The 17045-nt window shown below is 68.9% G+C and carries 17 protein-coding genes; 8 read left to right on the top strand and 9 right to left on the bottom strand.

Annotation, left to right across the window (positions count from 1 at the left end):
* Positions 1-3: 3 nt before the first annotated feature.
* The 5 genes from ACSQ1L_RS03645 to ACSQ1L_RS03625 all read right to left on the bottom strand — a co-directional run bounded on the left by ACSQ1L_RS03645 (position 4) and on the right by ACSQ1L_RS03625 (position 4888).
* On the bottom strand, positions 4-2286 hold the full coding sequence (locus tag ACSQ1L_RS03645; protein ID WP_435992034.1) for a glycoside hydrolase family 3 N-terminal domain-containing protein: 2283 nt from the start codon (positions 2284-2286) through the stop codon (positions 4-6).
* 98 nt (positions 2287-2384) lie between these two features.
* Entirely contained in the window at positions 2385-2735 is a 351-nt protein-coding gene (locus ACSQ1L_RS03640) for a c-type cytochrome (protein ID WP_435992032.1), read from the bottom strand.
* Complete coding sequence (locus ACSQ1L_RS03635) at positions 2732-3706, bottom strand: Vgb family protein (RefSeq protein WP_435992030.1); 975 nt, start codon at positions 3704-3706, stop codon at positions 2732-2734. The genes ACSQ1L_RS03640 and ACSQ1L_RS03635 overlap by 4 nt, the downstream gene beginning before the upstream one ends.
* Before the next feature lie 53 nt (positions 3707-3759).
* On the bottom strand, positions 3760-3999 hold the full coding sequence (locus ACSQ1L_RS03630; RefSeq protein WP_435992029.1) for a hypothetical protein: 240 nt from the start codon (positions 3997-3999) through the stop codon (positions 3760-3762).
* A gap of 76 nt (positions 4000-4075) precedes the next feature.
* Positions 4076-4888, bottom strand: a complete 813-nt coding sequence (locus ACSQ1L_RS03625; protein WP_435992027.1) for an endonuclease/exonuclease/phosphatase family protein — start codon at positions 4886-4888, stop codon at positions 4076-4078.
* Positions 4889-5037: 149 nt separating this feature from the next.
* On the opposite strand from ACSQ1L_RS03625, the gene ACSQ1L_RS03620 reads away from it, so the two are divergent.
* From ACSQ1L_RS03620 to ACSQ1L_RS03585, 8 genes are all read left to right on the top strand, one after another.
* On the top strand, positions 5038-5439 hold the full coding sequence (locus ACSQ1L_RS03620) for a DUF6249 domain-containing protein (RefSeq protein ID WP_435992025.1): 402 nt from the start codon (positions 5038-5040) through the stop codon (positions 5437-5439).
* Positions 5440-5464: 25 nt separating this feature from the next.
* A complete protein-coding gene (locus tag ACSQ1L_RS03615; RefSeq protein ID WP_435992023.1) occupies positions 5465-6025 on the top strand; it encodes an RNA polymerase sigma factor in 561 nt (186 codons plus the stop codon).
* Positions 6015-6434 (top strand): hypothetical protein, encoded by a 420-nt coding sequence (locus ACSQ1L_RS03610; RefSeq protein ID WP_435992021.1) that lies wholly within the window; start codon positions 6015-6017, stop codon positions 6432-6434. Before ACSQ1L_RS03615 ends, ACSQ1L_RS03610 begins: the two co-directional genes overlap by 11 nt.
* 58 nt (positions 6435-6492) lie before the next feature.
* Positions 6493-7329, top strand: coding sequence for a 3-methyl-2-oxobutanoate hydroxymethyltransferase (gene panB / locus ACSQ1L_RS03605; RefSeq protein ID WP_435992019.1), 837 nt, complete (start codon positions 6493-6495; stop codon positions 7327-7329).
* Positions 7330-7408: 79 nt separating this feature from the next.
* Positions 7409-8176, top strand: a complete 768-nt coding sequence (locus ACSQ1L_RS03600; protein ID WP_435992017.1) for a tetratricopeptide repeat protein — start codon at positions 7409-7411, stop codon at positions 8174-8176.
* 23 nt (positions 8177-8199) lie between these two features.
* Positions 8200-9621 (top strand): outer membrane protein assembly factor BamB family protein, encoded by a 1422-nt coding sequence (locus tag ACSQ1L_RS03595; RefSeq protein WP_435992015.1) that lies wholly within the window; start codon positions 8200-8202, stop codon positions 9619-9621.
* 34 nt (positions 9622-9655) lie between these two features.
* Entirely contained in the window at positions 9656-11278 is a 1623-nt protein-coding gene (gene der, locus ACSQ1L_RS03590; protein ID WP_435992013.1) for a ribosome biogenesis GTPase Der, read from the top strand.
* Positions 11279-11674: 396 nt separating this feature from the next.
* A complete protein-coding gene (locus ACSQ1L_RS03585) occupies positions 11675-12118 on the top strand; it encodes a hypothetical protein (protein ID WP_435992011.1) in 444 nt (147 codons plus the stop codon).
* Between the two features lie 98 nt (positions 12119-12216).
* Here ACSQ1L_RS03585 and ACSQ1L_RS03580 read toward each other — a convergent pair whose 3' ends face one another.
* From ACSQ1L_RS03580 to purF, 4 genes are all read right to left on the bottom strand, one after another.
* Positions 12217-14244: an ATP-binding protein gene (locus tag ACSQ1L_RS03580; protein WP_435992009.1), complete on the bottom strand. Its 2028-nt coding sequence runs from the start codon at positions 14242-14244 to the stop codon at positions 12217-12219.
* Positions 14245-14315: 71 nt separating this feature from the next.
* The gene (locus ACSQ1L_RS03575) at positions 14316-15068 is read right to left on the bottom strand and encodes an SDR family NAD(P)-dependent oxidoreductase (RefSeq protein ID WP_435992007.1); all 753 of its coding nucleotides are present in this window, start codon (positions 15066-15068) and stop codon (positions 14316-14318) included.
* Positions 15069-15105: 37 nt separating this feature from the next.
* Entirely contained in the window at positions 15106-15450 is a 345-nt protein-coding gene (locus ACSQ1L_RS03570) for a VOC family protein (RefSeq protein WP_435992005.1), read from the bottom strand.
* 61 nt (positions 15451-15511) lie between these two features.
* On the bottom strand, positions 15512-17017 hold the full coding sequence (gene purF, locus ACSQ1L_RS03565) for an amidophosphoribosyltransferase (protein ID WP_435992003.1): 1506 nt from the start codon (positions 17015-17017) through the stop codon (positions 15512-15514).
* Positions 17018-17045: the final 28 nt, after the last annotated feature.

The raw sequence follows: 17045 nt of genomic DNA, 5'->3' as shown, positions 1-17045 counted from the left end.
GCCTCAGCGGGTCAGGGTGAACGGCGCCGGCTCGCCGGCCTGGGCGTCGGGCGAGAGCCAGACGTCGAACGCGCCCGGCTCCACCGTCGGCGTCAAATCCGGTCCGAGGAACAGCAGGTCGGCGAAGGTCAGCGGCAGGCTGACCTCGACCGAGCCGCCGGCCGGCACGGTCACCCGCCGGAAGCCCTTGAGCAGCCGCGCCGGCTGGGTGATCGAGGCGGCCCGGTCGCGGATGTAGATCTGCACCACTTCGGACGCGTCGCGCGAACCCGTGTTGGTCAAGGTGACCGAGGCCGCGATCTCGCCGTTCCACGCCATCGTCGGCGCAGACAGCCGCACCGCCGAATAGGTCACCGGCGCATAGGTCAGGCCGTGGCCGAACGGATAGAGGGCGGTGTTCGAGGTCTCGCGGAACTGCGCCTTGAAGCCCTCGTTGCGCGTCGTGGCCGGCCGGCCGGTGGTCTTGTGCGCGTAGTAATACGGCGACTGGCCGGAGAAGTGCGGGAAGCTGACCGGCAGGCGGCCGGTCGGGGCGTGATCGCCAAACAGCACGTCGGCGACGGCGTGGCCGGTCTCGGAGCCGAGGAACCAGGTGGCGAGGATCGCCGGCGCGTCCTTCACCGCGCCGCTCAGCTCCATGGCCCGGCCGTGACGGAGCAGCACCACCACCGGCTTGCCGGTCGCGGCCACGGCTTCCGCCAGCGCCAGCTGCGGCTCGGGGATGCCGATATCCACCCGCGACTGGGCCTCCGCCGACATGTTCTGGCTCTCGCCGATGGCCAGCAGCACCACGTCCGCCTCGTTCGCGGCGGCGACGGCGGCCGCGATCCCGCCTTCCAGCGGCGCCTCCACGTCCGAGCCCTTGACCACGCTCAGCGACGCGCCTTCGCCCATCGCCGCGCGCAGGCCTTCCTCCAGCGACACCGCCAGCTTGCCGTCCTTGAAGATCGACCACGGGCCGAACAGGTCGACCTTGTCGGCGCCGAACGGGCCGATCAGGGCGATGCGCTTGCCGGTCTTCGGCAGCGGCAGCAGGCCGCCGTCGTTCTTCAGCAGCACGATCGACTTGCGGCCGGCCTCGCGGGCCAGCGCCAGGTGCTCGCGGGTCCCGGTCACACGCCGCTCCAGACGGACGTCCGAACCCCGGTAGGGATTCTCGAACAGGCCCAGCGCCGCCTTGGTCATCAGCACCCGCCGCACCGCCTCGTCGACGCGCTCGACCGGCACGTCGCCCGACTGCACCAGTTCCGGGATGTGCTTCATGTACAGGCCGCTCTTCATCGACATGTCGACGCCGGCCATCAGGGCGATGCGCGCCGCGTCGCGGCCGTCGGCGGCGTAGCCGTGGGCGATCAGCTCCTCCTCGGAGGTGTAGTCCGAGACCACGAAGCCGGTGAAGCCCCATTCCCCGTGCAGGATGTCGGTCAGCAGCCATTTGTTGCCGCTGGTGGGGACGCCGTTCAGGTCGTTGAAGGCGCTCATGGTCGACAGGGCACCGGCGTCGAAAGCGGCCTTGAACGGCGGCAGGTAGACCGAGCGCAGCTCGCGCTCGCTCATGTCGGTCGAGTTGTAGTCGAGACCGGCCTCGGCCGCGCCATAGGCCGCGAAATGCTTCGGACAGGCCAGCAGCGACGACCACGCCTTCAGGTCGTCGCCCTGGAAGCCGCGGGTGCGCGCCGCTGCGAACAGATTGCCCAGCAGCACGTCCTCGCCCGCGCCCTCGACGACGCGGCCCCATCGCTGGTCGCGGCCGATATCGACCATCGGCGCATAGGTCTGGTGAACCCCGGCCGCTCCGCCCTCGACCGCCGCCGCCCGCGCCGTGCGCATGGCCAGGTCGACGTCCCAGCTCGCCGCTTCGCCGAGGGGTACGGGGAAGGTGGTGCGTAGGCCGTGGACGATATCGGCCGCGAACAGCAGGGGGATGCCCAGCCGGCTGTCCTTGACCGCCATGTCCTGCACCAGCCTCGTGGTCGCCGCGCCGACGCCGTTGAACAGGGCCCCGATGCGGCCGGCGCGGATGTCGGCGGCGGTCTGTTCCTGGTTGGCGTCCAGCGTATCGCCCGGATTGACCCCCTCGGGCCGCCAGCGGAACGGGTCGTTCTGCAGGTTCAGCTGGCCCGCCTTCTCCTCGATAGTCATGCGGGCGATCAGGGCGTTGACCCGCTCCAGGTTCGCCATCGCCTGCGCCGCCGCGATGCGCGGCGCCAGCATCAGCCCCGCCGTCAGCGCGCCTCCGGCCAGAAGCGCGCGGCGGGTCGGGGCGGGGAGGGGCAGGTGACGCATGTAACCGGTTCCATCTGACAGACATTGCAGGACTAACCGTCGCGCCGCGCCGCGCCTACCCTTGATCGATCACAAGGCGTTGCGGTGAACGCCGTCGTTCAGGGGTGCTGACGCAGCCAGGCGATCACCGCCGCGCGTTCGGCGGCGCTCCCGCCCTGATAGGGCATGTCCGTGCCTGGCACGACCGTGTCGGGGTCCGCGAGGAACCGATCCAGCGTGGCCTCGTCCCAGACCAGCCCTCGCCGCCCGGCCGCCCGCATGGCGTCCGAATAGGCGAAGCCCTCCACCGCTCCGGCACGTCGGCCGACCACGCCGCCCAGGCTGGGCGCGGGGCTGCGGGCGTCCTCGCGCAGCGAATGGCAGGCGGCGCACCGCTGGAAAGCGCGCGCGCCGGGGTCGGGCGGCGTCTGCGGCGGCCCCGAAAGGGCGAGAAGCAGAAGCCAGATCATTCGGTCGCGTGCCGGATGACGACCAATCGGTCCGTCCCTGATTCCGCCCCCCAGACCTCGCCCGGCCGTCCCAGCATCTGGCGCACGTTCGCCCCCGACCGGTCGCTGGGGAAACTCTCGAAGGTCTCGGTCACGGGGTCGAAGCGCACGATGGCGTTGGCCGCGAAGTCGGTCAGCCAGATCTTGTCGGCCTCGTCGACATAGACGGAATAGGTCTTCGGGGCCTCGCCCGGCAGCCTCCAGGTGCGCCAACTGCCGTCGCGGGGGTCGTGGACGCTGACGTTGCCGCTGTTCCATTCGCTGACCCACAGCCGGCCCCGGCTGTCCGACCAGATGCGCCGAGCCCCCTGGTTCGGGGTCGGCGGCTCGACGATGGTGGCCTCGCCGGTGTTCAGATCGACCTTGGCGATGTGGCTGCCCGCCAGCGAGGCGTACCAGACCTCGCCGGACGGGGTGGTGGTGATGCCGTAGGGACCGCGTCCGCGCGGCGCCGCCCACACCTTCATGTCATCCGTCGCGGGGTCCAGCCGGCCGTAGAAGCCCGTCTGTCCGGTGAACCAGATGCGTCCGCGGTGGTCGAACGTCGCCGTGTTCATGTTGATCGGGCCGGTCTCCTCCGGCAGCGGCCAGACCTTGACCGCGCGGGTCTCCCGGTCGACGCGGACGATGGCGTTCTGGCCGCCGTCGGTGATCCAGGCGTTACCGTCCGGGCCGACGATCACCCCATGCGGGGCCGAGCCCTCGCCCAGCGGCACGATCGTCGTCTCGCCGGTGTCCGGGTCGAGGATGCCGTGGGCGCCGCCGCGCTGGACCGTCCACCAGACCTCCTCGCCGTCCGCCGTCACGGCCACGTCGTGGGGACGTCCGCCGGACGGCACGTCGTAGAACTGCACCTGCCGGGCCGTAGCCGGCGCGGGGGCGCTGCAGGCGACAAGCGCGCAGGCGGCGAGGGCGATCCGGATACGGTTCACGGCTGACACCTCCTCAGTTCGACGGAGGGATCATAGCGCAAATCGGAACGCGATCAGCCCTCGACCTCGGTCTCCGGCCGGTCGTGGCCGTCGGCTCGTTCGGTGATCCAGCGGCCGGACGCATCGGCGTATTCGATCAGGGCGTTCTCGTCCGGCACCTTCTGCTCCCGCGCCGCCGCCGCCGCCGCCGCCCGGGCCGAGTCGTGATCCGGATAGGTTTCGGAATAGGTGTCCCCCAGCTGGTAGGCCCAGCCCCCGTCGTGTTCGACGATGCGATAGGTGATCTGGACCATCTGGCGTTCTCTCCGGAAGGGGCGGGCCTCGGGCATATCATGGGGCCAACGCCACGCGGGCGGGCCAGTTGCAGGTTCAGCGCACCCGGAGGGTCGCCGCAACGCCGAAATGGTCCGATGGGTATTCGCCGCCGACGGGCGTGGCTCCCAGCACCGAGGCGCTGACCGGCTGGAAATGCGCCGCTTCGGCGAAGATATGGTCGATGACCCGCGGTGCGTGGCCCTTGGCGGGGTTCAGGGTGGTTTCCGCCGCCCCGCGGGGCAGGGCGCTGACGAAGCGCGGACCGGTCAGGGCGTTGAGCCCGGCGTCTTCCTGCACCGCGTTGAAATCGCCCATGACGATCAGCGGCGTGCCGTCCTGCGGCAGCCAGGCCATGAGGTCGGCGATCTGTTGCGCCCGCACCGGCGCCTGCTCGGGTTTCCACGCCAGATGGGTGTTGACGACGTCGATCGCCCGGCCGTCGAGCGAGACCCGCGCCCGGATGGCGGTGCGGTAGTCGTCCAGCGGCTCCAGCCTTTTCGAATCATGGGCCATGACCGGCAGGCGGCTCAGAACCGCGTTGCCGTAGCGCCGGGGCGCATCCTCCGGATCGGTCGAGACGAAATGCATCTCATAACCGCCCAGCGCGTCGGCGATGGTCCGGGCCTGGTTGGGCAGGCCGACGGCGGCGTCCTCCAGCACCTCCTGCAGGGCGATCACGTCGGGGTCCGCGGCCCGGATCGCCTCGACCAGCAGCGGCAGCCGCGCGGCCCAGTCGCCCTGATTGTGCCAGATGTTGAAGCAGACCAGCTTCAGCCTGCGCCCGCCGCCCGCCGGCAAGGTGGCGCACGCGGCGCCGGCCAGCGGGGTGGCGATGAGGCCTGTGAGAAGCATGCGGCGATCGATCATGGCAGGACTCCGGTCGGACCCTTCTAGCCCCCTGCGTCCGCCTTACGAAAGTTTCACCCGCCCGATCGCATCCATGGCGGGGCGCCGGCGCCTCTTGTCGTCAGAAGGCCGAAGCATCAGGCTCCGGTTTCGAGAAAGAGGGGATACCCATGGAAGACTTCATTCCGATTTTCGCGATTTTCGCCGTCTTCGGCACCATCACCGCCATCATCGTCGGCCCGACGTATCTGAAGTCGCGCGAGAAGCGTGAAATGCAAACGACGGTCCGCCACGCCATCGACAAGGGCCAGGACCTGCCGCCCGAGCTCATCGACGCCATGACCAAGGATGTCGCCAGCAAGCTGCCTTCGCGCACACGGGACATCCGGCGCGGCATCATCTGGCTGGCCGTCGGCATCGGCATCGCCGCCTTCGGCGCCGTCAGCGACATGGGTGGAGGCCACTGGCACAGCGATGGTTTCGACAACGGCCTGCTGGGCGTCGCCTGCATCCCGGCGGTCATCGGCCTGGCCTTCATCGTCCTCAGCTTCTTCAACCCGAACAAGGAATAGGGCCGGGACGACAGGGGGACATGCCATGACCCAGCCTCTGGTCGACCGGCACGATGTCGAGCTCGCCGCCCTCGCGGCGGCGGGCGGACGGCGGGAGTTCGGTGAACTGGTGCGCCGCCACGGTTCGGCGGTGCGCGCCCTGCTGCGGCGCATGGGGGCCCAGCCCTCGCTCGCCGACGACATCGCCCAGGACGCCTTCATCCAGGCGTTCCAGCGCTGCGGCGAGTTCCGCGGCGAGGGGACCTTCGCAGCTTGGGTCAAACGCATCGCGGCGCGGCTCTACATCAAGCGGGTCGCCAAGGAAGCCCGCTACGTCGCTGAAATCGAGAGCGAAGATGTCGCGCCCGCAACCGATCACGCGGGCCTGGTCGACCTCGATGAAGCCTTGAAGGCGCTCAGCGAACCCGAACGCCTTTGTGTCTCCCTCTGTCACGGAGCGGGCATGGCGCATCCCGAGATCGCCTCCGCCCTGAATTTGCCACTCGGCACGGTGAAGTCTCATGTCAAACGTGGTCTGGATAAACTCCGCGCGCGGCTCCAACCGGAACCCGCACAGCCCCTGGGGAGAACGCAGCATGTCGGCTGACGAGTTCGATCCCTTTGTGGAGCGTCTGTTCGCGCGAACCCCCGCCATGCCCGACGCGCCCCTGTTCACAGCCCGGGTCGAGCAGCGGCTGCAGAAGGGCTCCCGCGTCCGTTTCATCGCCCTGTCGTTGGCCGGCCTGGTCGGCGGGGTCGTCGCGGTGCGCGAGACCATGTCCGTCGACATCCAGCTCGGCTCCCGCGAGGGCGTGGTGGCCGGAGACGCCCTGGGCCAGGGCATCCAGTCCGCCTCGCTGAACGTCCAGGGTTCGATCCAGTCCGGACTGGAACAACTCGGCCTCGCCAACCTGGAACTGGGCTCGATGGGCGGCATGCAGCTGTTCTGGATCGCCGCCGGGGCCCTGATCGCCCTCGCCGCGGCCGGCGTGATGAAGCTGTCGCAGGAAGTGTGATCGGGGATGACGGGTCGTCCGCCGGCGCCTATCTAGGGCTCCGAACAGGAGGCCGCCCATGTCCAGCCAGAAGCAGGAAGCCGTCCGCCGCATCGCGGCGCCCGACATCCTCGCCCGCAAGGGCGGCGAGCCCGTCGTCTGCCTGACGGCCTACGACGCCCCGACGGCCGCCCTGCTCGACGACCATTGCGACCTGCTGCTGGTCGGCGACAGCGTGGGCATGGTGGTGCACGGCATGCCGAACACCGTCGGCGTCACCCTCGAGATGATGATCCTGCACGGCCAGGCCGTCATGCGGGGCTCGAAGAGGGCCATGGTCGTCATCGACATGCCGTTCGGCTCCTACGAAGGCGGCAAGGAGCAGGCCTATGAGAACTGCGCCCGGGTCATGAAGGAAACCGGGGCCCAGGGCGTGAAGGTGGAAAGCGGCCCCACCGTCGCGGAGACCATCGCCTATCTGGTCCAGCGCGGCATCCCGGTCATGGGCCACGTCGGCCTGCGGCCCCAGGCCGTGCTGACCGATGGCGCGTTCAAGGCCAAGGGCCGCACGGACGAGGAGCGGCTGCGGGTCATGTCCGAGGCCGAGGCCACCGCCGACGCCGGGGCTTTCGCCATCGTCATCGAGGGCGTGGCCGAAGGGCTGGCCCGCGACATCACCGCGGCGGTGGACAAGCCCACCATCGGCATCGGCGCCTCGGCCGCCTGCGATGGCCAGATCCTCGTCACGCCCGACATGCTGGGCCTGTTTGACTGGACCCCGAAGTTCGTCCGCCGCTACGCCGATCTGCGGTCCGAGATCGACCGGGCGGTCGCCGCCTACGCCGAAGACGTCAAGGCCCGCCGTTTTCCTGCCGAAGTCGAGACCTACTTCTCGAAAAAGCCGGTTTCCTCCTAAAGCCCGCGTTGCGGCGCGGGGAACGAGTCTCTAGGGTCCGGCCGGTTGGATTTTCTGCGACTTTTGGGGCGACGTATCCGTGGTTGATGTCTTCGATCAGGTCGAGGAGGAGCTTCGCTCCGATCGATACAAGCGGCTGGCCCGCACCTGGCTGCCGGTCGCCGGCGGCGTGCTTCTCGTCGCGCTGATCGCCGCGCTGGCCTGGTGGGGCTGGCAGAAGATGGAGACCTCGAAGGCCGACAAGGCCTCGATCGCCTATCAGCGCGGCCTCGAATCGCTTGAGGCCAACAATCCGGTCGGGGCGGACGCCGCCTTCGTCCAGGCCGCCGACGAGGGCAACGCCGCCTACAAGGCGCTGGCGCTTCAACATCGCGCCGGCATCGCCGTCGAAGCCAATCGCATTCCCGACGCCATCGAACTGCTCGACGAGGCCGCCGCGGCCACCCGCGACCCGTTGCTGGTTGACGGGGCCCGCTGGAAGGCCGCCCTGCTGCTGATGGACACCGCCAGCCTCGAGGATATTCAGGCCCGGCTGGAGCCCCTGACGAAGGAGGGCCGTCCCTTCCGCGCCTTCGCCCGAGAGTCCCTGGCGCTGGCCCAGCTGCAGCACGGCAAGACCGCCGAGGCCCGGTCTACCCTCGTGGTGCTGAAGAACAGCCTCGATACACCGCAGGAAATCAGCCAGCGCGCCGACGTGATCATCGGCTCGATCGACGCCGGCACGGCGCCCAATCTCAAGCCCATCACCGAGGCCATGGGCGCGGCCGAGGCCACCGCCGCCCGCGCGGCGGCGGCGCGTCCGCAGGGCGGCCAACAACCCGCCCCGGTCGCCCCGGCCCGCCCGTGAACCCCGCTTTCAGGACGTCCGCCATGAATCGCGTGCTCAAAGTCGCCCTGCTGTGCGGGCTCGCCGTCACCGTCGCTTCGTGCGGCACCGTCCGCCGGGCCCTGCCGTTCGGCCTCGGCGGCGCGGACGAACCCCAGGCCCGTGCGACCGAGGGCGAGCGCATCTCGGTGCTCGAGTTCGAACAGCAGCTCGCGCCGTCGGCCGCCCTCTCCGGGCGCGACTTCTTCCTGCCGGGCCCCCAGCCGGCCACCGCCTGGACACAGCCCGGCGGCAACGCCGAGAACGCCGTCGAGCATGTCATCGCCGCCCCCGAATTCGCGGTCGCCTGGCGCCGGGATATCGGCGCCGGCTCCTCGAACACGCGTCAGGTCATGGCCCCGGTGGTGGCGGATAACGGCCGCGTCTTCGTCATGGACGGGGAGGCTACGGTCACGGCCGTCGATTCCGGCAGCGGCTCGGTCGCCTGGAAGGCCAACCTCAAGCCCGACGAGCAGGAATTCCAGCGCAGCTTCTTCAGCCTCGGCCTCGGCGGCAGCTCGACCGGCGGCGGCTTCGGCGGCGGCGTCGCGGTCGGCGACGGCAAGGTGTTCATCTCGTCCGGCTACCGCACCGTCAGCGCGGTCGACCAGGCCACCGGCGCGGTGCTGTGGACCACGCCGGTCGACGTGCCGATCCACGGCGCGCCGACGTTCTCGGGCACGCGGGTCTATGTCGTCGACGTCGAGAACCAGATCTTCGCCTTCGACGTGGACACCGGCCAGCAGGTCTGGGCCTATCGCGGCATCCCCGAGCCCGCCCGGATCATGCGGGCGTCCAGCCCGGCCGTGACCGGCGAGACCGTGATCGCGCCGTTCTCGTCCGGCGAACTGGTCGCCCTGCGCGCCGCCACCGGCCAGGCGCTGTGGCAGCAGGTGCTGTCGCGCACCAGCCGGACCAGCGCGCTGTCCGAGATCCGCGACATCGCGGGCCGTCCAGTGGTCAGCCGCGGCGTCGTCTACGCCGTCGGCCATTCCGGCATCATGTCGGCCATCGACGTCCGCACCGGCCAGCCGAAGTGGCAACTGCCCGTCGCCGGCGTCAACGCCCCCCTGCCGGTCGGCGACGTGGTCTATGTCGTCTCGAAGGCCGGCGAACTGACCCTGGTCAACCGCGAGTCGGGTCAGGTCTACTGGAGCCGCGACCTCAACGAGGGCCGCATCCGCCAGGAAGGCGGCTTCTTCGGCCTGTGGGACCGCACCGTGCGTCCGGTGTGGTCGGGTCCGCTGCTCGCCTCCAACCGGCTGGTGCTGGTCAATTCGGACGGCGAACTGGTCGCCTTCGATCCCAAGACCGGGGTCCAGACCGCCTCGCTGAAACTGGGCGGCCCCGCCTTCATCGCCCCGGCCGCCTACAACGGCGCCCTCTACGTGCTCACCGACCGGGGCCAGTTGGTCAGCATTCGCTGACCCAGTAGCTCCCAATCTGCGTTAGAAGGCCGACATGGCTCTCAAAGTCGCCATCGTCGGCCGCCCCAACGTGGGCAAGTCGACATTGTTCAACCGCCTCGTCGGCAAGCGCCTCGCGCTCGTCGACGACCGCCCGGGCGTGACCCGCGACCGGCGCTATGCGGACGGCAATATCGGCGACCTCGACCTGACCCTGATCGACACCGCCGGCTATGAGGATGTCACCGACGAAAGCCTCGAATCCCGGATGCGCGAGCAGACCGAGGCGGCGCTCGAAGACGCCGACCTGATCCTGTTCATGATGGACGCGCGCGAGGGCGTCACCGCGCTGGACCGCATCTTCGCCGACCGTCTGCGCCATCAGCACAAGCCTGTCGTCCTGCTGGCCAACAAGTCCGAGAGCCGCGAGAGCGGCGGCGGCATCGGCGAGGCCTACGCTCTCGGCTTCGGCGAGCCCGTGGCCATCTCAGCCGAGCACGGCGAGGGCATGGCGGACCTCTATGCCGCCATCGTCACCGCCAGCGCCGACATCTTCATCGAAGAGATCGACGAACCCGACAAACCGATCCGCATCGCCATCATCGGCCGCCCCAACGCCGGCAAGTCGACCCTGATCAACCGCCTGATCGGCGAGGACCGCATGCTGACCGGCCCCGAGGCCGGCATCACCCGGGACTCCATCTCGGTCGACTGGGAATACGAAGGCCATAACATCCGTCTGGTCGACACCGCCGGCATGCGCCGCAAGGCCCGGGTGCAGGAGAAGCTTGAGAAGCTGTCGGTCGCCGACACCATCCGCGCCATCACCTTCGCCGAGGTGGTCGTGCTGGTCATGGACAAGGACGACGCCTTCGACACCCAGGACCTGCAGCTGGCCGACCTGGTGGAGCGCGAGGGCAGGGCGCTGGTCTACGTCGCCGCCAAATGGGACCTCGAGACCGAGCCCCAGGCGAAGCTGGCCAAGCTCCAGCAGATGGCCGAGGACAAGTTGCCCCAGCTGAAGGGCTCGCCCTTCGTGGCCCTGTCGTCCCACAGCGGCCGCGGCGTCGAGCGGCTGATGCCCGCCGTACTTCAGGCCCACGCCACCTGGTCGGTCAAGGTCAAGACCAAGGACCTCAACACCTGGCTGGCCCTGGCGACCCAGAGGCATCCGCCGCCCGCCGTCGACGGCAAGCGGATCAAGCCCAAATACATGGCCCAGACCAAGGCCCGGCCGCCGACCTTCGTGCTGATGGCCAGCCGCGCCGAGGCCATGCCGGAGCAGTACAAGCGCTATCTGGTCAATAATCTGCGCGAGTCCTTCGACCTGCCGGGCACGCCGATCCGCCTGATCGTCAAGTCGGGCAGCGAGAACCCCTACGCCCCGGGCGGCTCCAAGTCGGGCCCCGAGCGCTACAAGGGCGACGCCAAGACCGCGCCGCGCCGGGTCATCAAGAAGGCCGAGGCCGCCGACCGCCTGTCCAACCTGCCCGGCAAGGCGCTGGAGCAGAAGAAGGCCGGCAAGGGCAAGACCAAGCCGCTGGCCGGGCTCAAATCCAGCGCCAACAAGAAGGCCGGCTCGTCCGTCGCGGTCCAGAAGGGCGCGCGGGGAGGGGCGAGGCAGGTCTCCCGCTCGGGCCGGGTGCGCACCGGCCAGAAGCATCTGCCGAAAAAGTAGTTCCCGGCAGAGCCAGCGGCTGCAACCGGGAACTAGGTGGCACTATCGCCGCGTAGGGTGAGTGGGCGGCGGCGGCGGCGGCGGCGGCGGCGCAGGGGGCCGCACAGGTGGGCTATCTTTGACGTAGTCGCGCCGCTCAGGAGGGGGTTTGGATGGTGCCAAAGCTACTTCACCTTCTTCGGGGGCGGTGATTTGCCAGTGTTCACAGCCGGTGATTGCGGTTTCGATCCGCCAGATGCAGGTTTCGGAGAAGGTCTGTGAACGTCGGCACTTTCATCTATCCGAATGCGCGTTTCAGGCGGGGGCTTTGAGGGGGCCAAGATATTGTCCGCAGATGAATTCAGGAAAGGCTCGGAGGACACGCTCTCCCTAGTTGTGAGTCAAGCGGAAGCGAGGATGGCGTCTCAGAACGCATTCGCGACAGCCGCTGATCAACGGGCATCGGCGTTGCTATCTGGTTCAGTAGCACTTACCGCCGCGTCCGCCGCCCTTGCCGGCTTGTCCTTTGTGAACGCGCTACCGTGGATTGGCCTATTCGCCGTGATGGGATGTATTGGCTTTATCTTGGCGGCACGGAACGCATTGCAAAGTGCTGAATGTGTGGAGTTTCACCCCCTAGGCTATTTCCCGAGCAATTTCCTCGAAGATGTCAAATCAGCCAAGTCCATAAAAGACATGAAGGCCGAGATGGCTGAGGACTTAGAAGAACGCCTTATCTTCAATTCGAACGTTTTGGTCGCGCGAGGCCAGAGGGCTAACGAGGCGATCCAAAAGCTTACAGTCACGCCGATAGTCGCCGCTGGTTTGACTGGATTTATATATATCGTGGTCCACACGTAGTTGTCGGGTCAGGGCCGCGACACCCAATCGTTGGCCTCACTGCCTGAAGTTGATCTCTAGCGGCACTGGAACTGGCGGGTACGGCTGCGCCGCCTGACTCAGCCCTCGGCGTGGACCGGTGCCTCGTTGCCATCGGTCTCTCCCAGGCCGCTGAGCGCGTCCTCCACCGCCGCCAGCAGCCGGCTGGCCGTGATCGGCTTGGAGATATGTCCGTCGGCGCCCGCCTCCATCCCTGCCGAGACATGCTCCGGCAGGGTGTTGGCCGTCAGCATCATTATCAGCGTCGGCGGCCGGTCCTGTTCGGCTTCCCACGTCCGGATGGCGCGGACCGCCGACAGCCCGTCCAGCACCGGCATCTGCATGTCCATCAGCACCAGATCGAAGACGTCGGCGCGGAACGCGTCCAGCGCCTGCGCCCCGTCTTCGACACATGTGGTTTCCGCGCCGGCGCCTGTCAGGATCAGCTCGACGACCTTGCGGTTGGTGGCGTGGTCGTCGGCGACCAGCACCCGCAGCGCGCCGTCGAACGCCGCCGCCGCCGGTTCGTCGACGGGCGCGGCCTGGGGCGTCTCGGCCCGCGTCAGCGGAAGGTCGGCCCAGAAGGTCGAGCCGTCTCCGGGGGCGCTGGTGCAGTCCATCTCGCCGCCCATCAGCTCCGCGAGCTGCCGGCAGATCGCCAGGCCCAGGCCCGTGCCGCCGAACCGGCGGGTGATCGAGCCGTCCGCCTGTTCGAAGCGGCGGAACACGCGCGCCTTGGCCGCCGCGTCGAAGCCCACGCCGCTGTCGCGCACCGACAGCCGCATGACGCCTTCACGCGGCACGGCGGCGCCGACCTCGACCACGCCGGCCTCGGTGAATTTGATCGCATTGGACAGCAGATTGGTGAGGATCTGCCGGATCCGGGTCGGATCGCCCTCGACCGGTCCGTCCAGAGCGGGGTCGATGGCCAATCTGAGATCGAGCCCCTTCTCTTCGGCCTTCAGGCGCGACAGGGCGACCGCGCCGCGGATCGCCTCGCCCAGATGGAAGGTGGTCCGTTCCAGGGTGACGCTGCCCGACTCGACCCGCGCCAGGTCCAGAATGTCCGACAGGAGCCGTTCCAGGGTCTGGCCCGAACTTCGGATGATCTCGGCGAACTCCTGTTCTTTCGAAGGCAGGGCGCTGCGGCACAGCAGGTCGGCCATGCCGACGACGCCGTTCAGGGGCGTGCGGATCTCATGGCTCATATTGGCGAGGAACTCGCTCTTGGCCTGGTTGGCCGTCTCGGCAGCCGCCTTGGCCGTGGCCAGCTCGCTGGCGGTGCGCTCGAGTTCGGCCTCCCGGCGCTTCAGGCCGGTGATATCGACCGCGATCGAGACGATTCCGCCGTCCGACAGCCGCTGGTCCTCGAACCGGTAGCACCGGCCGTTGGTCAGTTCCTGCTCGCGCGGACCCTGCGCCCGTCGCCGGGCCTCCAGGCTTTCGGCCAGCCACTCTTCCTCGCGCCCGATCGCCTCGGGATGGCGGTTCGCCGCCAGTTCGCGCCGTAGCAGGTCGGCGAAACCCAGCCCCACTTCCAGGTTGGTGGAGGCCTCGTCGGTGCCGCCCGCCGCCACATACTGCCGGTTCCAGATCACCAGCCGGTCGTCGGCGTCGTAGAAGGCCAGCCCTGCCGGGAGAACGTCCAGCGCCTCCCGCAGGTACATCAGGTAGGAATCCTTGGCCGACTCCGCTTCCTGCGCACGCTTCAGCGCCAGTTCGAGCCGGGCTTCACGGCGGTGCTCGGCCGTGACGTCGCGGGATACGGCCAGAAGCCGGACCACCGAACCGTCGCCGTCCCGGACAGGCGAAACCAGGGTGTGCCACCACCGTGGCCGGCCCTTCGCGGTCGGACAGTAGCCGGTGAATCCCGCCGCCTCTCCCTTGCGCGCCCGCTCCAGCGCGGCGATGAGATCGCCGCGGGATTTGGATGGCCAGAGGTCTTGCCAGGCGCGGCCGTGGTTGGCGCTGAAGCTGTCGATCTCGAGCAGTTCCAGCCCGCGCTCGTTCATATATTCGACGACGCCATCCAGGTTCAGGATGCGCATCACATCCTGACTGGCGCGGGCCACGGCCGCGAAATAGCCCTCACTGAACTCTGGCGCCACGATACCGCTCCGGTTGCCAGGAGTATCGCGCGGAAATTGCAAAGGCTTGCTGAACGCCGGGGAATGTCGCCTCAGATCAGCGCGGCCACGCCGGGACCCTGGCTCCAGTCCCTGAAGCTGACCTCCAGCGGCGGCTCCACATCGCCGCGCGCCAGCTCGACCATCAGAGGCCCGATAGCCGACGGAGGCGTCACCGTCTCCGGGTCCTCGCCCGGGTAGGCTTGCGCCCGCAACTGGGTGCGCATCCGGCCCGGATCGACGATGGCGGCCCGAACCGGCGTGGATTCGATCTCGTCAGCCCAGCATTTAACCAGCGCCTCGGCCCCCGCCTTGGTCGCCGCATAGGCGCCCCAGAAGGCCTTCGGTGCGTGGGCGACGCTGGTGGTGACGTAGATCGCCCGTCCCGCTTCCGAGGCCCTCAGCAACGGCTCCAGCGAGCGGATCAGACGATAGACGGCGGTGAAATTGGTCTTCTCGACCTTGGCGAAGCCGCGCGGGTCGGCGTGGCTGACCGGCGTCAGGCCCTCGGCCCCCATGGTCGCCGCCGCCTGCACCCAGATGTCCAGGCGCCCGAAGCGCTCATGGATGGCCCCGCCCAGCCGGTCGATCGCCCCGCCGTCGACCAGATCGAACGGGATCAGGGTGGCGTGCCTGCCCGTGGCCGCAAAGACGGCGTCGTCCAGTTCCTCCAGCCCCCCCTGGGTGCGGGCCGTGGCGATGACGTGCGCGCCGGCTCTGGCCAGCGCCAGCGCCGTCTCGTAGCCGATGCCGCGCGAGGCGCCGACGACGAGGGCGATGCGATCTTTAAGGGGGAGGTCGGTCATGGCGGGCCTGATAGCGCGCCCGCCGGTCCGGCGGAAGCTAGAAGCCCGGCGCCGGGCGCCACAGGCTGAAGCTGACGCCCTGGTCGTCCTCGACCACGGCAGTCAGTCCGGATTTAGTTTCCGACGGCACGGCCGCCTTGCCGCCATGGGCCACGATCCGCTCGCACAGGGCGTCCACGTCGTCGACGCGGAAATACAGGTGGGGGAAGTCCTTGGCCCGCTCCACCTTGGTGAAGCCGAAGGGCGGATCGCTGTCGGCCACATGGGCGTAGGTCGGGTGCGACTGCGCCTCGTCGAAGGTCCAGCCGAACACGGCGCTATAGAAGGCGCGCGCCTTGTCGATATCGGTCGTGTCGATCGTGAAGTAGCCGAGCTGGATCATGGCTTCCTGCGTGAGCGAAGATCTGGGCCGGATGCTGCGCATCCGACCGATTTCGCTGACCTTAAGCGCTGACCAGCAGGGAAAGTTGCCGCGCCGCCACCTCGCGTCCGCCTTCCTCGATCTCGCGGTCGAGCAGGCGGGTCGGGTATTCGCCGGTGAAATAGTGGTCCGTGAACTGCGGGTGGCGCGGATCGCGCGGCCCGGCCTCCATGGCGTCGTACAGGCCATCCACCGACAGGAAGCCCAAAGAGTCGACCTCGAGGTGGGCCTTCATCTCCTCCAGCGTCTTGTTGGCGGCGATCAGCTGGTCCCGTTCGGGCATGTCGATGCCGTAGAAGTCCGGCCACAGGATCGGCGGCGACGCCGACCGCAGGTGGACCTCGGTCGCCCCGGCCGCCCGCACCGCACGGACCAGCTTCACGGAGGTCGTGCCGCGCACGATGGAGTCGTCGATCAGCACGACCCGCTTGCCCTCGATCACCGAGCGGTTGGGGCTGTGCTTCATGCGCACGCCCTTCTGCCGGGCGCCCTGGCTGGGCTGGATGAAGGTGCGGCCCAGGTAGTGGCTGCGGATAATGCCCATCTCGTAGGGGATGCCGCTCTCCTGGGCATAGCCCAGCGCCGCCGGCACGCCGGAGTCGGGCACCGGCACGATCACGTCGGCCTCGACCGCATGCTCGCGCGCCAGCCTCTGGCCCATGCGCTTGCGCACCTCATAGACCGACTTGCCGTTCACGACGCTGTCGGGGCGCGAGAAATAGACGTACTCGAACAGGCAGGGCCGCGCCGCGCGGGTCGGGAAGGGCTTCAGCGATTGCAGGCCGCCCTTGTCGATGACCACGACCTCGCCGTGCTCGACATCGCGCTCGAACGTCGCGCCGATGGTGTCGAGGGCGCAGGTCTCGGACGCCAGCACCCAGGCGTCGCCCAGGCGGCCGAGCACCAGCGGGCGGATGCCCAGCGGGTCGCGTGCGCCGATCATCTTGGAGCGGGTCTGGCAGACCAGCGCATAGCCGCCCTCGATCCGGCCGATGGCGTCGATGAAACGGTCGACGATCTTGGCCTTCCGGCTGCGCGCGATCAGGTGGAGGATGACTTCCGAGTCCGAGGTCGACTGGAAGATCGCCCCTTCGCCGACCAACTGGTTCCGCAGGTACAGGAAGTTGGTCAGGTTGCCGTTGTGGGCGATGGCGATGCCGCCCGAGTCGAGATCCGCGAACATCGGCTGGATGTTGCGCAGGAACGACCCGCCCGAAGTCGAATAGCGCGTGTGGCCGATGGCCGCCGATCCGGGCATCCGCTCCGACAGGTCCGCGCCGCCGAAGGCTTCGCCGACCAGGCCCATGTGCCGCTCGGTATGGAAGCGCGCCTCGTGGACGCTGGCGATGCCGCAGGCTTCCTGTCCGCGGTGCTGCAGGGCGTGAAGGCCGAGGGCGACCACCGACGAGGCGGCGTTCGGCTCCGCGCCCCAGACGCCGCACACGCCGCACTCAAGGCGCAGCTGATCGTCATCGGCGTCGCGCCAATGCTCGCGGTGAACGACGGGTTCGGCGATCGAATGGGGCATCGTCGGGGCTCCGATGACCGGGAATTTG

This window comes from Brevundimonas sp. LjRoot202, from assembly GCF_964253355.1.
In the GTDB taxonomy this organism is placed as follows: domain Bacteria; phylum Pseudomonadota; class Alphaproteobacteria; order Caulobacterales; family Caulobacteraceae; genus Brevundimonas.
Note: the sequence above shows the minus strand (reverse complement) of the source record. Positions and strands in the feature narration are given on the sequence as shown.